The following is an 18544-nucleotide window of genomic DNA, read 5'->3' on the forward strand; positions in this document are numbered from 1 at the left end:
TCTCTTACGTGACTGTCCTGTCGGCAACGCTGCGTGCATTTTTACATATATCACCTTCTAAACAACGAGACCGACCTCGATCCAACCCACATGGGACGCAGCAAGATTTGATCAAACGACAGAAGCAACGGCGACTACAAACCTGATGAGTAAGCCCAGCTCGAACTCAGCTATGGCTGCACGTCCCAGAATGAGCGCGGCGATCTGCCTTCGGTTAGCAGCGGTTCGCATTTCTTCCGGTAGTGCGGCAACTGCATCATCAAAGATTCGTGCCAAAACCGATAGCTGTTCTGGTTCGCATACGCTGCGGTAGTCCTGTATGACTCGCCCAGCTCCACTACTTATGACCGCGCCGCCGGCTCGCTCGTCGCGGTTTACCCATAGACCGAGCGCTGCGGTTATGAGCTCGATTGTGAGCTCATTCAGCAGTTGGGTCGCCTCTTGCCCGTTTTTGCCGTCATTTATTAGCCCTGCCAGCTCTTCGATTTGGAGCTCGATGCTCCGCTTAAGGTCCTGGACACGCGAGTTGCAACGAGGACTATGCACGATGCGTTCTACAGCGCGCGGCTCTACTGGACTTGTCCTCACCGGGACGACGAAAAACCTTTGACGCGTCTGCGCAGGTGAAACGAGAGAAGTCGAAGGGGTAGCGCACAAAGCACCGTCGCTCGATACGCTCGTTTCAGGCGCCCGACTGGCCGCTTCGGTAGACCCGTCCCCACTCATACTCATGACTGCCTCATGCACCCTTCTGGCACGCGAATTAAAAGATAGAGACTAGCCGACCAGCCGATTGCGTAGGGCTGCCCGACTGCCTCATCAATCGACAATCGACCTAGACGACCTGCGGCGTCTCAGCTCGAAATTCACCGGCGCGATGAGTATCCAGCGTTTAAGTCGATCGGTAAAATCGATTGTTATGATCGAATGTATCCACGGCATCGATATAAAGGCGGATCGCTATACGAAGCCATAGATAGTCTGGTCTTGGCTTGAATGGCCAGATGCGTCCCAAGGGCACGCCGAAAGGCGTTGAGCTCGCTTGCGAGCCCTGCCCCACTGAGGGCTAGATGGATCCGGCCGCACTAAAAAGGGCCCGACCCTTTTGGGGCCGGGCGAAGTTTAGTCTGGGAGGAGCGATGTACAAGACATCGCACCAGCTTCCGTCGGCAGAGGGAGGACACCGGCGGTTCATTTACGGCGAGGGCATTCGCCGTTAACCTTGGCCACGAGCAGGCTGATATCCATGACGAACACAACGTGCTGTCGCGGCTGACTGCTCTATGGAAAATGCGCTTCAAGCAATTCGGCCCAACACTTGCGCGTAGGCAAGTCGACAGCGGCGTCTATATTTCTTCACGAAGCCTTCTGCAAAACGTCAAATGAATGCCGTTCGCCGGATGACGTTCGTCGAAAAGCGGCGCGATGACAGGCGCGTCAAGAACCGACGACCGCTATCTGAGACGGCGCTCACATGGATACGAGGCAAACCGGCCTGATGGTCTATTTCTCCGACTGAGCGTTTGTTATCCGCCATTTCGTACGACTGGTAAAATCGATTGTGTCGATGGAGGACATCCAGAATTTGAATAGAGACAACCGCTTCAGGTGTTGATCTTGATCTCCTCATCTCATAACCAATGGCTTCGAGCACTCAGGTCAGATGCTTCGTTCCTGGTGCCACCTATTCTACTTTTCCGTTCTCGATCGTTCGGCGTGGCACGGAAACGAAAGCTACACGTAAGCAAGACACTTGATCCGGATGAGTTTCGAAAGCTCGCGGATAATCGGCGTGATTGCTGTTCAACGTTACGGACCCTGAGAGCGGCCCCATGAGCTATGGCAAGTTAGATTATCGAAACGGCGACTTGCCGCGCGGGGAACCGCAGATGCTCAGAATGAACGCACAAAATATCACTGAACCACAGACGCGCACGCTGCCGCGGCATCTGCGGCGGCTGGAGGCCGAGTCCATCGAGATCATGCGCGAAGTCGTTGCCGAATTTAGTAAGCCCGTAATGCTCTATTCGATCGGCAAGGATTCGAGCGTCATGCTGCACCTGGCGCAGAAGGCGTTCTATCCGGCGAAGGTCCCGTTTCCGCTGTTGCATGTCGACACGACCTGGAAGTTTCGCGAGATGATCAGCTTTCGCGACGGGACGGCCCAGCGTCTCGGCATCAACCTGATCGTTCATGTGAACCAGGACGGGATCGAGCGCGGCATTAACCCAATAGAGTCCGGATCGACGCTGCACACGCAGGTGATGAAGACAGATGCGCTCAAGCAGGCGCTCGACCTTTACGGCTTTGACGCGGCGTTCGGGGGCGCCCGGCGCGATGAGGAAAAAAGCCGGGCGAAGGAGCGCATCTTCTCCTTCCGTTCGCAGGGACATGTCTGGGACCCGCGCAACCAGAGGCCGGAGCTGTGGAATCTCTTCAACACTCGCAGCCGGAACGGCGAGACAATGCGCGTGTTTGCCATTTCGAATTGGACGGAACTCGACGTATGGGAATACATCATGCTGGAGAACATTCCGGTTGTTCCGCTTTATTTCGCAAAACAGCGGTGGGTGGTCCATCGCAATGGCACGCTGATCATGGTGGATGATGAGCGCCTGCCCTTGGCTCCTGACGAGACGCCCGAGCTCAAGATGATGCGTTTCCGCACGCTTGGTTGCTATCCGCTGAGCGGCGCCATCGAGTCTGACGCCGCCACCATCAAGGACATCGTCGCGGAAATGCAGGTTGCGACGCTCTCCGAGCGTCAGGGACGGCTGATCGATACCGATGAGGTGGCATCGATGGAGAAAAAGAAGCGGGAAGGCTACTTCTGAATGGATACTGATGCGCTGCGAGAGCTCACCTTCACCGACAGCAAGGATCAGCTTCGCTTCATCACCTGCGGCTCGGTGGACGATGGAAAGTCGACGCTAATCGGCCGGTTTCTGCACGACAGCAAGGCGATCTATGAGGATCAGCTGCAGGCGCTTGCGCGCGACAGCGTCAAGCACGGCACAACCGGAGATGATATCGACTTTGCCCTGCTGGTCGATGGACTCGAGGCCGAACGCGAACAGGGCATCACCATCGATGTCGCCTATCGCTTCTTCACCACGCCGCGCCGATCGTTCATGGTGGCCGATACGCCCGGTCACGAACAGTATACGCGTAACATGGCGACCGGCGCCTCCAATGCCCAGCTCGCGGTCATCCTGATCGATGCGCGCAAAAGCGTCCTAGTGCAGACCAAGCGCCACTCCTACATTTGCTCGCTCCTGGGCATCCGGCACGTGGTCGTGGCCCTGAACAAGATGGATCTGGTCGATTACCGCAAGGAAGTGTTTGATCGCATCGTGGACGACTATGTCGATTTCGCTTCGAACCTCGGCTTCACGTCGATCGCGGCTATCCCGATCTCCGCACGATACGGCGACAACATCATCCGCCTGTCCCGCAATACCGACTGGTTTCACGGCCCTTGCCTATTGGACTATCTCGAGAATATCGACATCCAGTCCGAGACGGCCGGCTTGCCCTTCCGTTTCCCGGTACAATGGGTGAACCGGCCGAATTTGGATTTCCGCGGCTACGCTGGAACGGTGGTCTCCGGCAGCATTGCGGTCGGCGACGAAATCGTTATTCCGGCATCGGGACGCAATTCGCGCGTCAAGCAGATCGTGACGTACGATGGCGACCTTGTGCGCGCCGAAGCCGGTGATGCGGTGACCATTACGCTGACCGACGAGATCGACATCGGCCGCGGAGATATCATCGCTAAGCCGACGGAACGACCGGAGGTCGCTGATCAGTTTGCCGCCCACCTGATCTGGATGGACCAGGAGCCCATGGTCCCGGGCCGGTCCTATGCCCTCCGGATCGGCACGCAATCGATTGCGTCCGGCAGCATCACGGCGATGAAATACCGGATCGACGTCAACACCGGCGCGCACGTGGCAGCCCGCACTTTGAGCCTCAATGAAATCGGCTTCTGCAATATTGCAACCGTACAGCCGGCAGCCTTCGATGCCTATGAAGCGAATCGGCGCACCGGTTCCTTCATCGTGATCGACCGCGACACCAACCGGACCGTCGGCGCTGGCATGATTGCCTTCCCCTTGCGGCGTGCCGCCAACATAGCCTGGCAGCCGCTCTCACTCGGCAAGAAGGAGCGCGCCGCTCTCAAGCACCAAAGACCCTGCATCATCTGGTTTACCGGGTTTTCCGGCGCGGGCAAATCGACCATCGCCAACCTCGTCGACCAGAAGCTATTTGCGATGTCGTATCACACCATGCTCTTGGACGGCGACAATCTCAGGCACGGTCTCAATCGAGATCTCGGCTTCACCGAATCCGATCGGGTTGAAAACATCCGCCGCGTCGGCGAGGTGGCCAAACTGATGGCCGATAGCGGCTTGCTCGTGATCTGCTCGTTCATCTCACCCTACAAGGCCGAGCGAGACATGGTTCGCGATCTCGTGGACGACGGCGAATTCATCGAGGTCTTTGTGGACACGCCGATCGGCGAATGCGTGCGGCGCGATCCGAAGGGGCTCTACGCCAAGGCGAAATCAGGCACGATCAGGAATTTTACCGGCATCGATGCGCCGTACGAGGCGCCGAGCGCGCCGGAGATCCATTTGACAACACTGAACCAGCAGCCGGAGCGCTTGGCCGATACGGTGCTAAACTGCCTGGCCACACGAGGGATCATCGTGCCGGCCAACCGGACGGAGAACTAGCCGGCTGGGCTGTCGGAGCTGTTTGCCGAGGGACTGGCATTTCTCACCTCCAACCTGATCTGGCGGATCGGACCAAATGCCACGCCGTCACATGATGCCGAACTCCTGCACCATCCGGCGACGTCCAGTTTTGCGGGCCCTAAGTCGCAGCGAGCTCGGATCGGTCTAGACTGGCCCGACGTTCTCAATCGTGAAAGGCTCGGTCGAACGCGGCGCGCGCTTGGTTTGGCTTCTGTGGGTAATGTCATCCGTTCCTGCGTCAGTCGGGGCATCGACGAGCAGCTGACTACGGTCACTCTTGTGAAGGACCCCTTTGTGGTGTGGTCGAGTTCGTCTCCGGCATTACCTTTACCCACACAGGCTCGTATCTGGTTCAGACGGCGTTGTCGAAAAACGGGCGGCCTGCCGGCCCGGCGCGCCGCATCGCGCCACGTGGGATAGGTACGCCCTGGCCTTTGCTGCTCCAGTCGACAAGGTTCTGAGCAGTTCTTGGGAAACGACTCTGCTGCCGAATAAGCGCCCGCATGATGTCGCCCTTACCCAAACGAGCTGCTTGCATTCGACGTTACTCGGCCGGTTCGGATAATTTACGCAGAAAAATGTCGCCGCAGGGAGATTCATTGATCACCTCTACCACGTGCTCTTGAACGGAGCTGCAGGCCGCACGATCTGCTGGGATTCGGTCGGTCGTTACACAACTCCCTCGCGACTTCGTTCTGGACAAAGCAAACCCAACAAAGAATTTGCATTCCAAGCTTCAGTGTCACCTCCGCTAAACATGTTTCTTGTATGTGTCGGGTGTGACGGCAACCAAGCCGACGGCACCAATCACTAGACGACACGGGACTATCGAACGGTGGGCTTCGACGAATCTTCGGAACACTGGCTGAGAGCCGAAGCCAACCCGCACAGATTTTATCCGTTGGATTAGCCCAATGACAGCTGCAAATTCAGATGCTCACCTGCGTGCCGTGTTGAGACGCGTCCTGGACGATGCTGTCCAAATGGTGCCGGAACCGGCGCGGACGTCTTCCTTAAAAGCATGCCTCGCCGAAAAGATTCTGAATCTAGCCGCGGGCGGCGAAACAAATCCAAAAACTCTAAAACGGCTTGCCGTTCGGCTGATTCATGACTCATGTCCGAGCTGTTCGGGATGTGAAGGTTGGCGGCCGGCCGTTACAGCGACGGAGCGAACCGATCACCCACATGCAGCACATCCAGTCTCGTCAGACTAGCGCGACCCGAGGCGAACGACGGTATGCACGCTGTGGTCTTCATAGATGGCGCCATCTTTCCTGAGCAGTAAGCTGAAAGATTGCGCAGCAACGTCAGACACAGGCGGTAGCTGGCAGAATGGATGCCCAGCGGTGATCAACCAGCCCGCCGCGCAACAAGGAGTGAAGCTCCCAGCGTGCACATAGCTGCACCAGATAGCTGTCGCATTTTGGCGAGGGCCGATGGTCGCTTGGCGAGTCCCGCTTTTGCTTTGGCGGCCCAATGGGTCACGACCACATCGGCAGCAGTGTTGAGCGCAACTGAAATTGTCCCAAGGACGACGAACTGCCGGGCGACATCGGCGGTTGGGTCGATAAATTGCGGGATGAAGGCGAGAAAAAATGCAGCCGTCTTCGGATTCAGCGCCTCAACAATGATGCCTTGCCGAAATGCCCGTCCGACACCGACTGTCTCCAGCCCGACCGGGTCGACGATCTCGGCTTCCGTGTCTTGAAGCCAAGCCAGATCAGATAGAAGGCTCCGGCGAGCTTGAGCATAGTGAAGGCTTCCGCACTCGCCATCACGAGCGCAGAAATGCCGACCGCCCCGGCATTAAAATGCACAAGACCGCCAACACCGGTACCAAAGCTCGATGCCAGACCACGCGGACGGCCACCTGCGAACGTTCGTGCCGCAACGTAGAATATCCCGGGTCCTGATGTGATCGCCACCAGGAGCGCAGCTCCCAAGAACAGCAAGAACGGTTGAAAATCGACTATCATTCACCTCGTCCCGGCAGGGCCCAGCGTCATCCTCTAGGTATCAGCGCGGCCACAATATGGTCTTCAGGGCGATCGCTCCTCGACAATCCATCGATGACGCCGGCGCGATCCGCTGCGTTGCGGTTCTGACTCATCTTCCGCTTGGCGTCGCACCTTGTGATCGGCATGCGCAGGCCGATGATCGCCTTGAGCTGCGCTTGGATGAAATCAGCCGGAGCATCCGCGACTGCCCAGGGGTCCTTTTGCGATTGCTCGTGCAGGTCCGTCAGTCGTCTCACGAGGTCGAGTAACCGATCCGCATCATCGAAAAACTCGATCGTACCGTAGGCATGTACCGCAACGTAGTTCCACGTTGGCACGACCTTGTGCGTCTCCTGCTTCGTCACGTACCAGGACGGAGTGACATAGGCTTCAGGCCCCCCAAAGATGGCCATCGCCTCACAGGAAGGCTGCGGCTTCCACTGTGGATTAGACCTTGCCACGTGCGCGTAAAGCGTGCCATTCGGACCCTCCGTCTCGTCGAGAAGCATCGGAGCTAGCGTTCCGATCAGCCCCTCTTCGGTTGCAGTGACAAGGGTTGCCGAGCGGGCCTCACGCATGGTCCGATGAATCTCGGCGATGTCCTCGACGCGAAAGGCTGGCGGCATATACATTGCTAGAACTCCTCCGCATCCGAACACCTCGATCGGATCTTGAGGCCCGATGATCTAGGCCGCACACAGGCCGCTTTGAAGGGCCAGTTTGGAGCGATATTGGTGGGCCAGTCCGAGACAGGAAAGCGGTGCCATAAGCCAAATGGGGCGCGGCAAATTTATGAAGCATTGAAGGCGCAGATCGAGGATGGCGTCTACAGACCGCGCGACCAGCTTCCTTCGACCCGCGCCCTCGCGGCCGAATTTGGAGTCTCTCGAACCACGATTACGGCCGCCTACGAGCAGCTTCTCGCGGAAGGCTTCATCGAGACGCGGCAGGGTCGCCGGGCCTGCGTTGCGCCTGCGCTTCGATCGGGGAGCCTGTCGCAGGCAGGCGGCAAGCGGGCGCCAAGAACCGCTCGTCTATCGGCGTTCGGGCGACGGCTCTTCGAATTGTCCGGCCCGCCGATCGCGACCGAGCCCCTGCGGATCGACTTTCGCTATGGCGATGTTGCGACTGCCGATTTCCCGAGTCTGGCCTGGCGCCGCGCTCTGACGAAAGTCCTGACGACGCCTGGTCCGCGCAGTCTGCGCTATCAGGACCCGCAGGGATCAATGGAGCTGCGAACAGCGCTGCAAGCTTATCCGTGGCGTGCGCGCAGCCTGCGCTGCGGCGTCGACCAGATCATTGTCGTCAACGGATCACAGCAGGGTCTCGATCTGTGCTCGCGGATATTGCTCGATCCCGGCGATCGCTTCGTGATTGAGACGCCGTGCTATTGGGCCGCCCGGCATGTTTTTGAGAGTGCGGGGGCTACGCCTCAATTCGTCCCGGTCGATGAAGAAGGCTTGCAGACACAAGCCCTTAAGGATGTCAAAAAGGCTCGGCTTTGCTACGTGACGCCTTCACATCAATTTCCGTTAGGTCACGTTCTCTCAGCACAGCGTCGTGCTCAATTGCTGCAGTGGGCCGACAAGGTGGGAGCCTATGTCATCGAGGACGACTATGACGGCGAGTACCGATACGATATTGGTCCCATTCAGCCCTTGCATGTCCTCGATGAGGCGGCTCACGTCATCTATCTCGGAACGCTCTCAAAGACGCTCTCGCCCTTGCTGCGTCTAGGGTATGTCGTGGTTCCGCCAGAGCTCATCCACGCTTTCCGCACGGCCAAGCGCCTTACCGATCGGCACTCGCCGGCGCTTGAGCAAGCGGCGCTGGCCAACTTCCTACACTCGGGCGCCTACGAGCGGCACGTGAGAAAGCTGCGGCGAAAGAACGCGCAGCGCCGCTCAGCCTTGCTTGAGGCATTCGTTGAACATTTTGGAGACGCTATCGAAGTGCAGGGTTCCGAGGCCGGGCTCCATGTGGTGGCCTGGTTCAAGAAACTCGATGCGGCGCAGGAGGACGCAACCGCACGAAACGCCCGGCACAGAGGCGTCGGCATTTATCCTGTTTCCGGACTATACGAAAATGGGCCGGGAAGCGCGAAACGGCGAGCTGGGTTTGTTTTCGGCTACGCCGCACTTGAAGCACGAGAGATCCGACACGGTGTTGACCGCCTCGCCAGTGCACTGAGGGCACGATAGCACTTCCGCATCTGGCCCCATGCCGCTCCAAACGTTCCCTGACACGCGAGGAAACCTCGGCGCAGAGCGCCGACTATGGTCGCGGATTATTATGTTACGTTCTCATCTGCCGCCGCGTGTGTCCCGTCTCGGAACATGTATTTTGGCACAGGTTATGCTAGTTTAGTGGCGACCGGGATTTTGCATCATCCTCCCGGGGCTGGAGCGACGCCGCTCGCACTCATTTCAAGCGAGCGGCGTTGTTGTTTCCTGAGGGGCTCAACTGTCCGAAATAGTCCGGAGGAAAGCTCGGCCCCCTCCTTCTGGCCGTTGCATCAGAGCGTCGAAACATGCTCAGCTAGGCAAATGGCTGTGTTCCAATTTGAATTGCGCGTGTCCTAATTGAGGACGGCGCCTGGCAGGTGCGACTGGCGATTATCGGGGTGCGATGGGTGATTTCGAGGGCGGCTAGTGCGAAGAGATCGCCTCTTTGCAGGCGGACGCAGCCGCACTCTACGTAGTCCGCGGTTCCGGAGCGGAACTCAGAGCCGCTCGCGTACCATCAATGAGCTCCGTCGGCGCGCGTCTGGGCCGAGGCAGCAGCCGGCACTAAGTGTACGATCCGATAGCCATTGTCGTGCAGGTAGCGCAGAAACGCGGGCATCATAGCTGCCGTCCACGCCTGCGGATCGTGCAACAGAATGATCCCCTTTTTGGTGATCTCGAGTTGCTCGATCAGCTTCTTCAATTCCTGCTCCGGGGTCATGTTTTCCCAGTCGGCCGCCCAAAGATCGGCGCTAAAGACGAGGATGCCACGTGACTGCAGAAGATCGAGCGTCGCAGGCGTCGAGTCGAAATAGGGAAAGCGAAAAAACGGCGTCGAGGGCACTTGGGTCGACACGCCGTTGAGCGCCATCTCATCGGCCGCGATTCCTCGCTCGATGTCTTCCTTCGCCTGCTCGAAGCTGATCTGAGACATCATCGGATGCGACCAACTATGGTGCGCGACGGTGTGACCCTCAGCGGCGATCCGCCGGACAAGTTCGGGAAGTTCGGCGGAGGACTTGCCGACGAGAAAGAAGGTGGCTCGTACGCACTCTTGCGCGAGCGCGGCCAGCACCTTCTGCGTGTTTGGGGGCCTCGGCCCGTCATCGAACGTGAGCACGACCTCATGATCGGCTAACGGCAAGGTCTGCGGAAAGCTCTTCAAGCCGACGCGGGGATAGGTTTTTGCATCGACAGCGAGCACACGCGAAGTGCCAAGCGCATCCTTGCGTGAGCAATCGGCCGCGTTTGCCACGGCAATCCCAGTGAGCAGCGCCGTCGTAGCGCCGACGAGCCGTGAAGCCGCCTTGTGCAGGCGCAACTTTGCCATTGCGCTCGGCCCAAGTGCTTCAAGGCTGAATGCGCTCACTGGAGCATACCGGCGAAGTCCATCATTTCTTGCGATTGTAGGGGTTTTGGTTTGTGGGACTGAGGGAGATGCCCTCGGATGACGCCTTCCCGTAGATTGCGGTCTCGGTCGGGCCGAGCTTGAGCCCGATAACGCGCGTGGGTGCGTTGCCTTTTGCCAGCTCTTTGAGCTGCCGGATGGTCCTGGCGCCGCCAAGGCTTGCCGGTGTTACGCGATGACTTGGCCATCGCGGCGACTTTCGTCAGTAGCGCGCCGAGCGATGGCCAAATGTGCCAGTGTTCGGATTATAGTTGCCCCTGGTGCCGTAGTTGTCGCGCTGAGTGCTTTCGGATTTGTCGCCGTGTATGGCTGCACATAAGTCCCATTGCTGCGAGTGTAACCTGAGACGCCGTGGCTGTTTGGGTTAGAACCCGTACCGAGGTATTGCGCTTGCGCCGCACCAACGGACCACGTCAACAAACACGCAGCGAATACTGATCTGATCATTTTTCCTCCGCCGTATACATTCAACGAACTTGTTGTCTCGTTATAACCTTAGTCATTCGCAGCTGACCGGCCGAGTTCACCAACAGATTCGCATCGAAAGACGTCCGATCACGACGCCGCATGCGCAAAGGCACGAAACCAAAGCCGGCGCACTGGCTTTAGATCAAGACCAAGGCAAGCAGGCTCGAGCAGAGCAGCGCAACGCCGGCCGCGGTCAGTGCTAGGAGGCTACCCGAGACGAAGTCGTGATTGGGCATACATCGCTTTCAGTTGCGGCGAAGACCATGAGCCCCATTGCTGCCTTCGCGGTTTGACCGGCGAACGCATAAATGATTATGCGAATCGCGTGCACTATTCCTGCTGTTGTCAGGAAGACATGCTTTTTTCCAGCGCGCTGAGGTGATCGCGCGCCGTTTTGCAACAAGAAGGCGTTGAGAATCCGGAAGGTCGAGCCTAAGCCGGTCTGTCACTGCGGCCCGACATGCTCGTCTGATTTAGAGGTCACGGGGTTTGCACGCCGATCCTCAAGCATCCCGGAGTGCGAGGTGTTTCATAAATCCGATACTGCTACCAGAGTAAGCTTTTTGCCATGCGTGGGCTCATCATTCTCCTTGTGACCTTTGCAATTGCGCTCGCGGTCCATGGCCGACACCAGGATGGTTTCGTGCCGGGGCCGACCACGCCCATGCCAGCCGTCAACGTCCCCTAGCCTGCGAAATGGCACGGGCGCAGATTGGACTGCCGGCATACTTGAGATCTGAGGCTCGTCCGAGTCCGGGCATAAGTGCCGTTGGGCCAACCCAGCAGCGTGCGGCATGATTGAGTGTAGATCGGTCAAGTGACGATGACAGAGCGGGAATTATCGCGATTGGAGAAGCAAGCTGCGGATGCTCTTCGTCGGGCACGACGACTGCCCGTTGGTGCGAGCCGAAACGATCTCCGTCAGCTCGCAAGAGCGCTTCTTTGGCTGCATCGAAACGGTATGGAAGCTCTGCAGCAGGAGCGATCAAACATGGAACATGGACCACGATGAGAGGAGCTACGGGTCATCTCCTGCGCAGGCGGTTATCGAAGGACACGACGTGCGACGGCTTTGGCCGCGCACGTGACGACGCTTTCGCTCGCGCCATTGCCTTAAGCAACTGAAGCAATCTTCGAAACCGCATCGATGTTCCGGCTCCGGCGGCTCGTGATGCCAGCTTAAGCCGCCTGGACCCTCCCGAGGAAACTGCCGAGCTCGCGCCTCAGCCGCGCGCTTTCCCCAGACAACAGTTCGGCAGACATCAGCACCTGCATCGAAGCCCCTCCTGTCTCCTTTGCGCCGTTGGTCACTTCAATGGCGCTCGCCGCCACCTGGCTGGTTCTGGCTGCCGCTTCCTGCAAATTGGACGCGATATTCCTGCTCGTCGCCCCTTGCTCTGCGATGGAGTTGACCACGGTCACGGCGATGTTCGAAATGCGACCGATAATGACGCCGATGTCGGCAATTGCGCCGACCGAGTCAGTTGTTGCCGCCTGAATGCCGTGAATGTGCTCGCTGATCTCGACAGTCGCGTGCGCCGTTTGCGTTGCGAGAGACTTCACTTCATCAGCGACAACCGCGAAACCTCTGCCGAGATCGCCGGCGCGCGCCGCTTCAATTGTCGCGTTCAGCGCGAGCAATTTGGTCTGCCGCGCAATCGTGGCGATCAGTGGACCACGCTGCCGATCCGCTCCGCCGCAGCCGCCAGACCGACCATGCGCTGGTCGCTGAGTTCGGCCCTGCGAACCGCTTCGCGCGCGATATCGGCGGCCTCTTCGACCTGCCGGCCGATGTTGGCGATCGTTGCCGCCATTTCGTCCGTCGCTGTCGCGACAAGCTGAACATTGCCAGATGCTTGTTCCGATGAGCTGGCGACTTCGACCGAGAGCTGCCGGCTGTGATCAGCCGTGCAGGTAAGGCTACGGGCGGAGGCTTCAAGGTCTGAGGAGGCAGAGGAGACCGTATCGATAACCTTGCCCACTGCGGTTTCGAATTCGCCGGCGATCCGAGCGACATCGGCCTTCCGCTGCTCGGCGGCGGCACGATCCTGTTCGGTCTTTGCATCGATTTCGGCTTGCGCCTTCTCGCGCGCCTTCAGCTTGAACAGTTCGACCGCTTCGGCCATCTCGCCAAGTTCATCCTTACGGCCAAGGCCTGGGAGAACGACGTCGAACCGGCCGTCGCCGAGCTGGCGCATGGCCGCCGTCATCGAAGTGACTGTCTTTGCGACCCGCCGGCCGAACAGCAACGCGAGCAGGCCAACGAGCAACGTTGCAAACCCGATCAGCCAAATCAGCCTCCGCTGAATTTGTTCAGCTTGCATTTCCGCAGCCCGCGAGCGCATGTCAGCGGCGGCCATAATCTTCGCGAGCGCCGGGCTGATGCGGTCGTAAATTTGTCCGAGATCGTCGGCCTGATCGCTCAGCGCCTGCTGCGTCACCATGAAGGACACAAAGCTCGACTTATATGCGCGGATCAGTTCGAGGATCTGGGATTTTATCTCCGCGGGTAGGCTCGCCTGCGCAAGCGCGGTCTCGAATCCCGCCTCCCGTTCGGCCAGTTGATCGCCATATTTGTCTTCGCCACGGAGAATGAAGTCTTTCTCGTGCCGGCGCATCGTCAGCATCAAGATCGTGAGGCGTGGCTGGTTCAGGTCGGCTAGAAGTTCCTCGACGGCGTGCACGGCCTTGCGCAGCTTGCCCTGGAATCCATCATCTTCGTTGAAGCCGAGGTTGCGTTGCGCCGCGACCACGTTTCGAAAGCGCGTCGCATAGAGATTGATCACAGATCGCAACGCGGTCGCTTCCTTCCGTGGGTCGTCGTCGGGCAGAGCCGACACAAAAGCTTCGACCCAGCTCAGGTCTGCTAGCTGCTCCTCATGACTCTTCGCATACTTCGCGATCGCCATTTCGCCGGGCTTGCGCAGAAAGTCGCTCGTAAATTGTCGTGACTCCAGGAAGCTTTGTGACAACGATGCGACATGAGCTTTGAACGTATTGCTGTCATTCGCATCGCTCTGGACCAGGCTCGCGTACTTCAGGGCGGCAGCGCAGAGTGCACCCGTGACAAGAACTCCCGAAATCCCGAGCAGTGCCATTTGGCCGCGCAACCCAATGCGGAAGCCCCGGCAACTCCTCAACTGCCCGATAAGTCTGCTCGCTGCTCCGGTCATTGTACCCCGTGATGAGTTTTATGCGCCCGGTAGGGTGCTTGGTTGCCGCTGATCCGATGAGCGATTATTCAGTATCGAGCAGAATTAGAGCTGGCGTGCTCTGCTCGTCGATGAGTGGCTTGCTAATTTAGATTGATTTCGGAATTCTGAATTCGCGTTTATAGACACACACTTTTCTTCCAGCAGCACGGGCACGACGCAGCCGGTCGCGTTACAACTCTCTGCATGATCGGTTTGTGTCGGAGAACATGAAGACGTTGGAGTTTGGCCCAGTGGACCGCTCATCAGGATGTTCAGAGAACGACAACTTGCTATCGTTCACGCCTGCCGCCATATGGTCGGCGCTTCGGGAAGCGCTTCGCGGCCGATTTGTTTGAGGTCGTCGAGGGTCGTCTCACCTCTACGGGCGATTTTGGCCGCGCCCTGTTCATGCCGAACTGGCTGCTCCGCCGCGATGGACCAGTGCTCGGATCGCACGACTTCACTCCCGAGCCGCATCAAGCTGTACATCATTTGTTGCTTCTCGCGCTTGCTGCGCTGAAACAATGTCTCGGCATACGCGCCCATGCGGAACCGGTAGAAATGGCTTGCCATGTCCTGCTCCTATGCCGCGTCACCGGAATTGAGAGGGATTTGACCACGTCATTGTTGCCGGCCCGCCAAACGTCGGCTCGTAAAACGGGGTTGCGCCTAACCCTGCATGGTAAGGACATCTGGATGCTGATTAATGCAACTTATCTCGACTCGGCGCTTAAATTCCGCGTTCGCGCGAATTTACCGACGGATTTCAGCGCACCTAATCCGCTCTGCTGGTGCTAGGAGGTCGGTCACGCCAGTATCACATTGTCGATCAGCCGCGTCGAGCCTACATAGGCTGCGGCGCATAGTGCCGCCGGGCGGAGTAGCGGACTTTCGGCGGCCTTGAGCGTGTCATAGTCGACAAGCTCAAGGTATTGTAGCCGATCGATCTCATTCAAATGCCCTTTTGCGATTGCAAGCAGCTTTTCGACGTCGCGTTCTCCTGAGCGACACTTGTCCGCTGCGGCGAACAGTCCACGGCTGATGGCACGAGCCCGCCGACGTTCTTCCTCGCTGAGATAGCGGTTGCGACTGCTCATCGCGAGCCCGTCCGCTTCCCGGACCGTCGGCACGGTAACGATCGCGATCGGAAGATCGAGATCGCGTGCCATGTGACGCACGACCGCGCATTGCTGAAAATCCTTCTGCCCGAAAAACGCGACATCCGGCTGCACCATGTTGAACAGTTTGCAGACGACCGTCGCGACACCGCGAAAGTGCCCAGGCCTGAACGCTCCGCAGAGTGGCTTTGCCAGGTCGCCCGGCTCGACGAAGGTCTCAAATTGGGGCGGATAGACTTCGCCGGCATCCGGCGCAAAGACGATGGCAACATCGGCATCGCGGCACAGCCTCTCATCGCGCGTGAAGTCCCGCGGATAGGTGCTGAGATCCTCGTTCGGTCCGAATTGAGTGGGATTCACGAAGATGCTGAGAACGGTGACGTCAGATTGCGCCCGGCTTGCCTCGACCAGCGCTAGATGGCCGTCGTGCAGATAGCCCATGGTCGGCACGAATCCGATGCGTTTACTGGCCCTGCGGGCGTTTGAAAGAGCGCGACGAAGTTCGGCGACTGTCGTGATTGTCTGCATTGCTTTGCTGCACATCAGGTTAGGTGGGAGCCCAGTTTGCGATGGTTTCGCCAAGACCTTGGGGAAGCCCGTAGGATTCCTGCGGTCCCGGGAACGCACCGCTGCGGACATCTGCGGCCCAGCGCGACAGCGCCTCCTGCAACAGCTGAAAGCCCTCTGTATAGGCGCGAACGAATTTAGGCCGATGACTTTCAGTCAATCCGAGCACATCATGGAACACGAGCACCTGGCCCGAGCAACTGGGACCCGCGCCAATTCCAATGGTCGGTATCGTCAGGAATTCCGTCGCGCGCGCGGCGAGCTCCGCCGGGACGCCCTCCAGAACCAGAGCGAAGCATCCGGCCTCTTGCAGTCGGTGGGCGTCGTCGAGCAGGCGTAGAGCGTCGTCGGCCTTCCGGCCCTGCACCTTGAAACCACCCATGACATTGACGCTCTGCGGAGTGAGGCCCAGATGACCCATCACGGGAATTTCGCAATCGACCAGGGCACGGACCATTTCGATGCGCTTCGCTCCGCCTTCGAGCTTAACCGCTGCCGCGCCTCGCTGCAGAAAGCCCCCGGCGTTGCGTATCGTCTCCTCAATGCTGAGGTGAAAACTGAGAAAGGGCATATCGGCAACGAGCAAGGCACGAGCTCTCGTGCGCGCAACAGCATCCAGGTGATGGTTCATCATGGCCATACTGACCGGCAGCGTGTTGTCAAATCCGAGGCAGACGTTGCCAACACTGTCCCCGATGAGGATGACATCGACGATGGGATCGGCGATGCGCGCCGTAACCGCGTCGTAAGCGGTGGTCATGACGATACGGCGCCCCTCCTCCTTGCATCGCTGCAGAACTGGAATCGTGACACGTTCAACAGGCTGCTCTGAAATGTGGCTCATCTTTAGATCCCGATCGCTCCACCGCCCGCATCCCCGGACTCGGGGCTACCTACGGAAGCTGAGAGAACACTGTCAATGGTGGAGGCGAAACGGAAAAGCACATTTCCAAAGCTAGCGGCGGACAGATAGAAACGTCTAATGATTGCGCAATCATCAGAAGCGGAGGCTTTTCAACCACCACATTTATGCGGAGCGACTTTGCATCGCGCCGGCCCCCACCGCGACAGCGCGCTACCGACTCTTCTCACATCTGGCGAGTTGCTGCCGGGCCCAGCATTGGCATATCTGCGACAGCGGCTCGGATGCTTTGCCAAAGCTACCGGCAGGTTCAGGTTCGGCCAGCATATTCATCTTACGGCAGCAGCTGGGTTCCATTAGCTCGCGCTCGAGCCGCACTTTCAAGCCAGCGCATCGGCAGCATCCCTGACACCAGCGTAGATCTGATCAAGATCTACCGCCGTGACGCAATAAGGTGGCATCACGTAGATCGTGTTGCCGAGTGGTCGCAGCAGGAGATTTCGGCGCTCGAAGAAGGCCTGAAGCTTCGGACCGATGTTTGCCAGATACCCCGGATCGCTCGTTTTCAGATCAAGCGCTGTGATGGTGCCGGTCCGACGGACGTTCGCAAAGCGCGGGTCGGCGCGGAATGGCTCGATTGCATGCGCTTGCATCGTGGCGACAGCGGCGACGCGCCGGCGAGATTCCTGATCTTGCCACAGATCCAGATTCGCTTTCGCGGCGGCGCAGGCTACCGGATTCGCTGTATATGAACTCGAATGAAAGAACGTACGCGTACGATCTTTTGAGTAATGCGCATCGAATATATCCGCGCGGCAGAGCGTCACTGCCAGTGGGAGCGCCCCTCCGGTGAGGCCCTTCGAATAGCAGGCGATATCTGGAGTGATATTGGCTTGCTCGCAGGCGAATAGTGTTCCGGTACGGCCCCAGCCCGTCATGACCTCGTCGGCAATGAACAGGACCCGAGAGGCCTCGCAGATCCGCTTCATTTGTCTTAGCACCCAAGCGGGGTACATCAGCATCCCACCCGCCCCCAAGATCAAAGGCTCCACAATAAAGGCTGCGGGACTTTCGTTTCGGCATGCGGAGGCGAGCGCATCGAGGGTTGCCTGCTCACGGCTTTCCGCAGGGAACGGAATTGCGGTAACGTCGAACAGCAAGGGCCCGTATGCCTCATTAAACACGCCCCGGGCTCCCACCGACATCGCGCCAATTGTATCGCCGTGATAGGAATGTTGCATCACGACAACGCGTGTCCGCGGCTCGCCGATATTATTCCAATAGCCGATCGCCATTTTCAAGGCGACTTCCACGCTGGTAGAGCCGCTGTCGGAGAAGAAGACATGGTCGAGCCCAGGGGGTCCGAGCTTCAAGAGTAGCGCCGCAACCTCCTCAGCCGGATCGTGGGTATAGCCGGCGAAGATGATCTGGTTGAGCTTGCCCGCCTGTTCCTGAATCGCACTGACAATGTGCGGTTGGCAATGACCGTGGGTGACGACCCACCAGGACGAGATTGCATCGATGATACGGCGGCCATCCGCGGTGTAGAGATAAGCACCATCGCCACGCAGAATCTTTGTCATCTCGCCCTGAAGCGCATGTTGCGTGAACGGATGCCAGATCGCCGACCTCTTCTTTAGCGTCATGGCTTGAAATCATCAGCACGGAATGAGGCCTTGGACGCGGGCCTTGGTGTGTTTGCAATGAGAGGGGACAGCCCGGGCACTCGCCCTCGCCAACGCACACCCGATCGCTCTCGCAAATCGTGCTCATTCATCGCTTCCACCATGAAGGCATTGATCTGGTCGTCGTAGATGCGGCGCATTGTTGCTCCTCTACTTGCTTCCTACATATGCCTTGCGAAGCTAGCGCTGATAATCGACGTTCATCTTGCTGCCCCGAACCCATGCTCTCTTGCATCGTCGGAAAACCGGCCTAGCCGCTG

Annotated in this window: 14 protein-coding genes; 3 read left to right on the plus strand and 11 right to left on the minus strand. The window is 58.7% G+C overall.

What is annotated here, in order from left to right:
• Window positions 1-1898 precede the first annotated feature (1898 nt).
• A complete protein-coding gene (gene cysD, locus I3J27_RS34405; protein ID WP_270172958.1) occupies window positions 1899-2834 on the plus strand; it encodes a sulfate adenylyltransferase subunit CysD in 936 nt (311 codons plus the stop codon).
• Window positions 2835-4739 carry a sulfate adenylyltransferase subunit CysN gene (cysN, locus tag I3J27_RS34410; protein WP_270163286.1) on the plus strand — a complete coding sequence of 635 codons (1905 nt, stop codon included), beginning with the start codon at window positions 2835-2837 and terminating at the stop codon, window positions 4737-4739.
• Between the two features lie 1371 nt (window positions 4740-6110).
• Here the strand turns inward: cysN and I3J27_RS39130 are convergent.
• The 3 genes from I3J27_RS39130 to I3J27_RS34420 are packed head-to-tail and all read right to left on the minus strand — an operon-like array spanning window position 6111 to window position 7389.
• On the minus strand, window positions 6111-6479 hold the full coding sequence (locus I3J27_RS39130; protein WP_306417078.1) for a LysE family translocator: 369 nt from the start codon (window positions 6477-6479) through the stop codon (window positions 6111-6113).
• Complete coding sequence (locus I3J27_RS39135; protein ID WP_306417042.1) at window positions 6374-6736, minus strand: LysE family translocator; 363 nt, start codon at window positions 6734-6736, stop codon at window positions 6374-6376. The genes I3J27_RS39130 and I3J27_RS39135 overlap by 106 nt, the downstream gene beginning before the upstream one ends.
• Window positions 6737-6762: 26 nt before the next feature.
• Window positions 6763-7389: an FMN-binding negative transcriptional regulator gene (locus tag I3J27_RS34420; RefSeq protein WP_270163287.1), complete on the minus strand. Its 627-nt coding sequence runs from the start codon at window positions 7387-7389 to the stop codon at window positions 6763-6765.
• Between the two features lie 102 nt (window positions 7390-7491).
• Here I3J27_RS34420 and pdxR point away from each other — a divergent pair, with 102 nt between their 5' ends.
• A complete protein-coding gene (gene pdxR / locus I3J27_RS34425) occupies window positions 7492-8958 on the plus strand; it encodes a MocR-like pyridoxine biosynthesis transcription factor PdxR (protein WP_270163288.1) in 1467 nt (488 codons plus the stop codon).
• Between the two features lie 541 nt (window positions 8959-9499).
• On the opposite strand, the gene I3J27_RS34430 is transcribed toward pdxR, so the two are convergent.
• The 8 genes from I3J27_RS34430 to I3J27_RS34465 form a co-directional block, all read right to left on the minus strand.
• On the minus strand, window positions 9500-10312 hold the full coding sequence (locus I3J27_RS34430; protein ID WP_270172959.1) for a polysaccharide deacetylase family protein: 813 nt from the start codon (window positions 10310-10312) through the stop codon (window positions 9500-9502).
• A 1725-nt stretch (window positions 10313-12037) separates the two neighbouring features.
• Window positions 12038-12499, minus strand: a complete 462-nt coding sequence (locus I3J27_RS34435; protein WP_270163289.1) for a methyl-accepting chemotaxis protein — start codon at window positions 12497-12499, stop codon at window positions 12038-12040.
• A gap of 26 nt (window positions 12500-12525) precedes the next feature.
• Window positions 12526-13956: a HAMP domain-containing protein gene (locus I3J27_RS34440; RefSeq protein ID WP_270163290.1), complete on the minus strand. Its 1431-nt coding sequence runs from the start codon at window positions 13954-13956 to the stop codon at window positions 12526-12528.
• Between the two features lie 393 nt (window positions 13957-14349).
• Window positions 14350-14625, minus strand: coding sequence for a hypothetical protein (locus I3J27_RS34445; protein ID WP_270163291.1), 276 nt, complete (start codon window positions 14623-14625; stop codon window positions 14350-14352).
• Between the two features lie 233 nt (window positions 14626-14858).
• Window positions 14859-15698 (minus strand): pantoate--beta-alanine ligase, encoded by an 840-nt coding sequence (panC, locus tag I3J27_RS34450; RefSeq protein ID WP_270163292.1) that lies wholly within the window; start codon window positions 15696-15698, stop codon window positions 14859-14861.
• Window positions 15699-15717: 19 nt separating this feature from the next.
• The gene (gene panB / locus I3J27_RS34455; RefSeq protein WP_270163293.1) at window positions 15718-16581 is read right to left on the minus strand and encodes a 3-methyl-2-oxobutanoate hydroxymethyltransferase; all 864 of its coding nucleotides are present in this window, start codon (window positions 16579-16581) and stop codon (window positions 15718-15720) included.
• Between the two features lie 398 nt (window positions 16582-16979).
• Window positions 16980-18245 carry an adenosylmethionine--8-amino-7-oxononanoate transaminase gene (locus I3J27_RS34460; RefSeq protein WP_270163294.1) on the minus strand — a complete coding sequence of 422 codons (1266 nt, stop codon included), beginning with the start codon at window positions 18243-18245 and terminating at the stop codon, window positions 16980-16982.
• On the minus strand, window positions 18242-18424 hold the full coding sequence (locus I3J27_RS34465) for a hypothetical protein (RefSeq protein WP_270163295.1): 183 nt from the start codon (window positions 18422-18424) through the stop codon (window positions 18242-18244). The genes I3J27_RS34460 and I3J27_RS34465 overlap by 4 nt, the downstream gene beginning before the upstream one ends.
• Between the last annotated feature and the right edge of the window lie 120 nt (window positions 18425-18544).

It is taken from the genome of Bradyrhizobium xenonodulans, assembly GCF_027594865.1.
In the GTDB taxonomy this organism is placed as follows: domain Bacteria; phylum Pseudomonadota; class Alphaproteobacteria; order Rhizobiales; family Xanthobacteraceae; genus Bradyrhizobium; species Bradyrhizobium xenonodulans.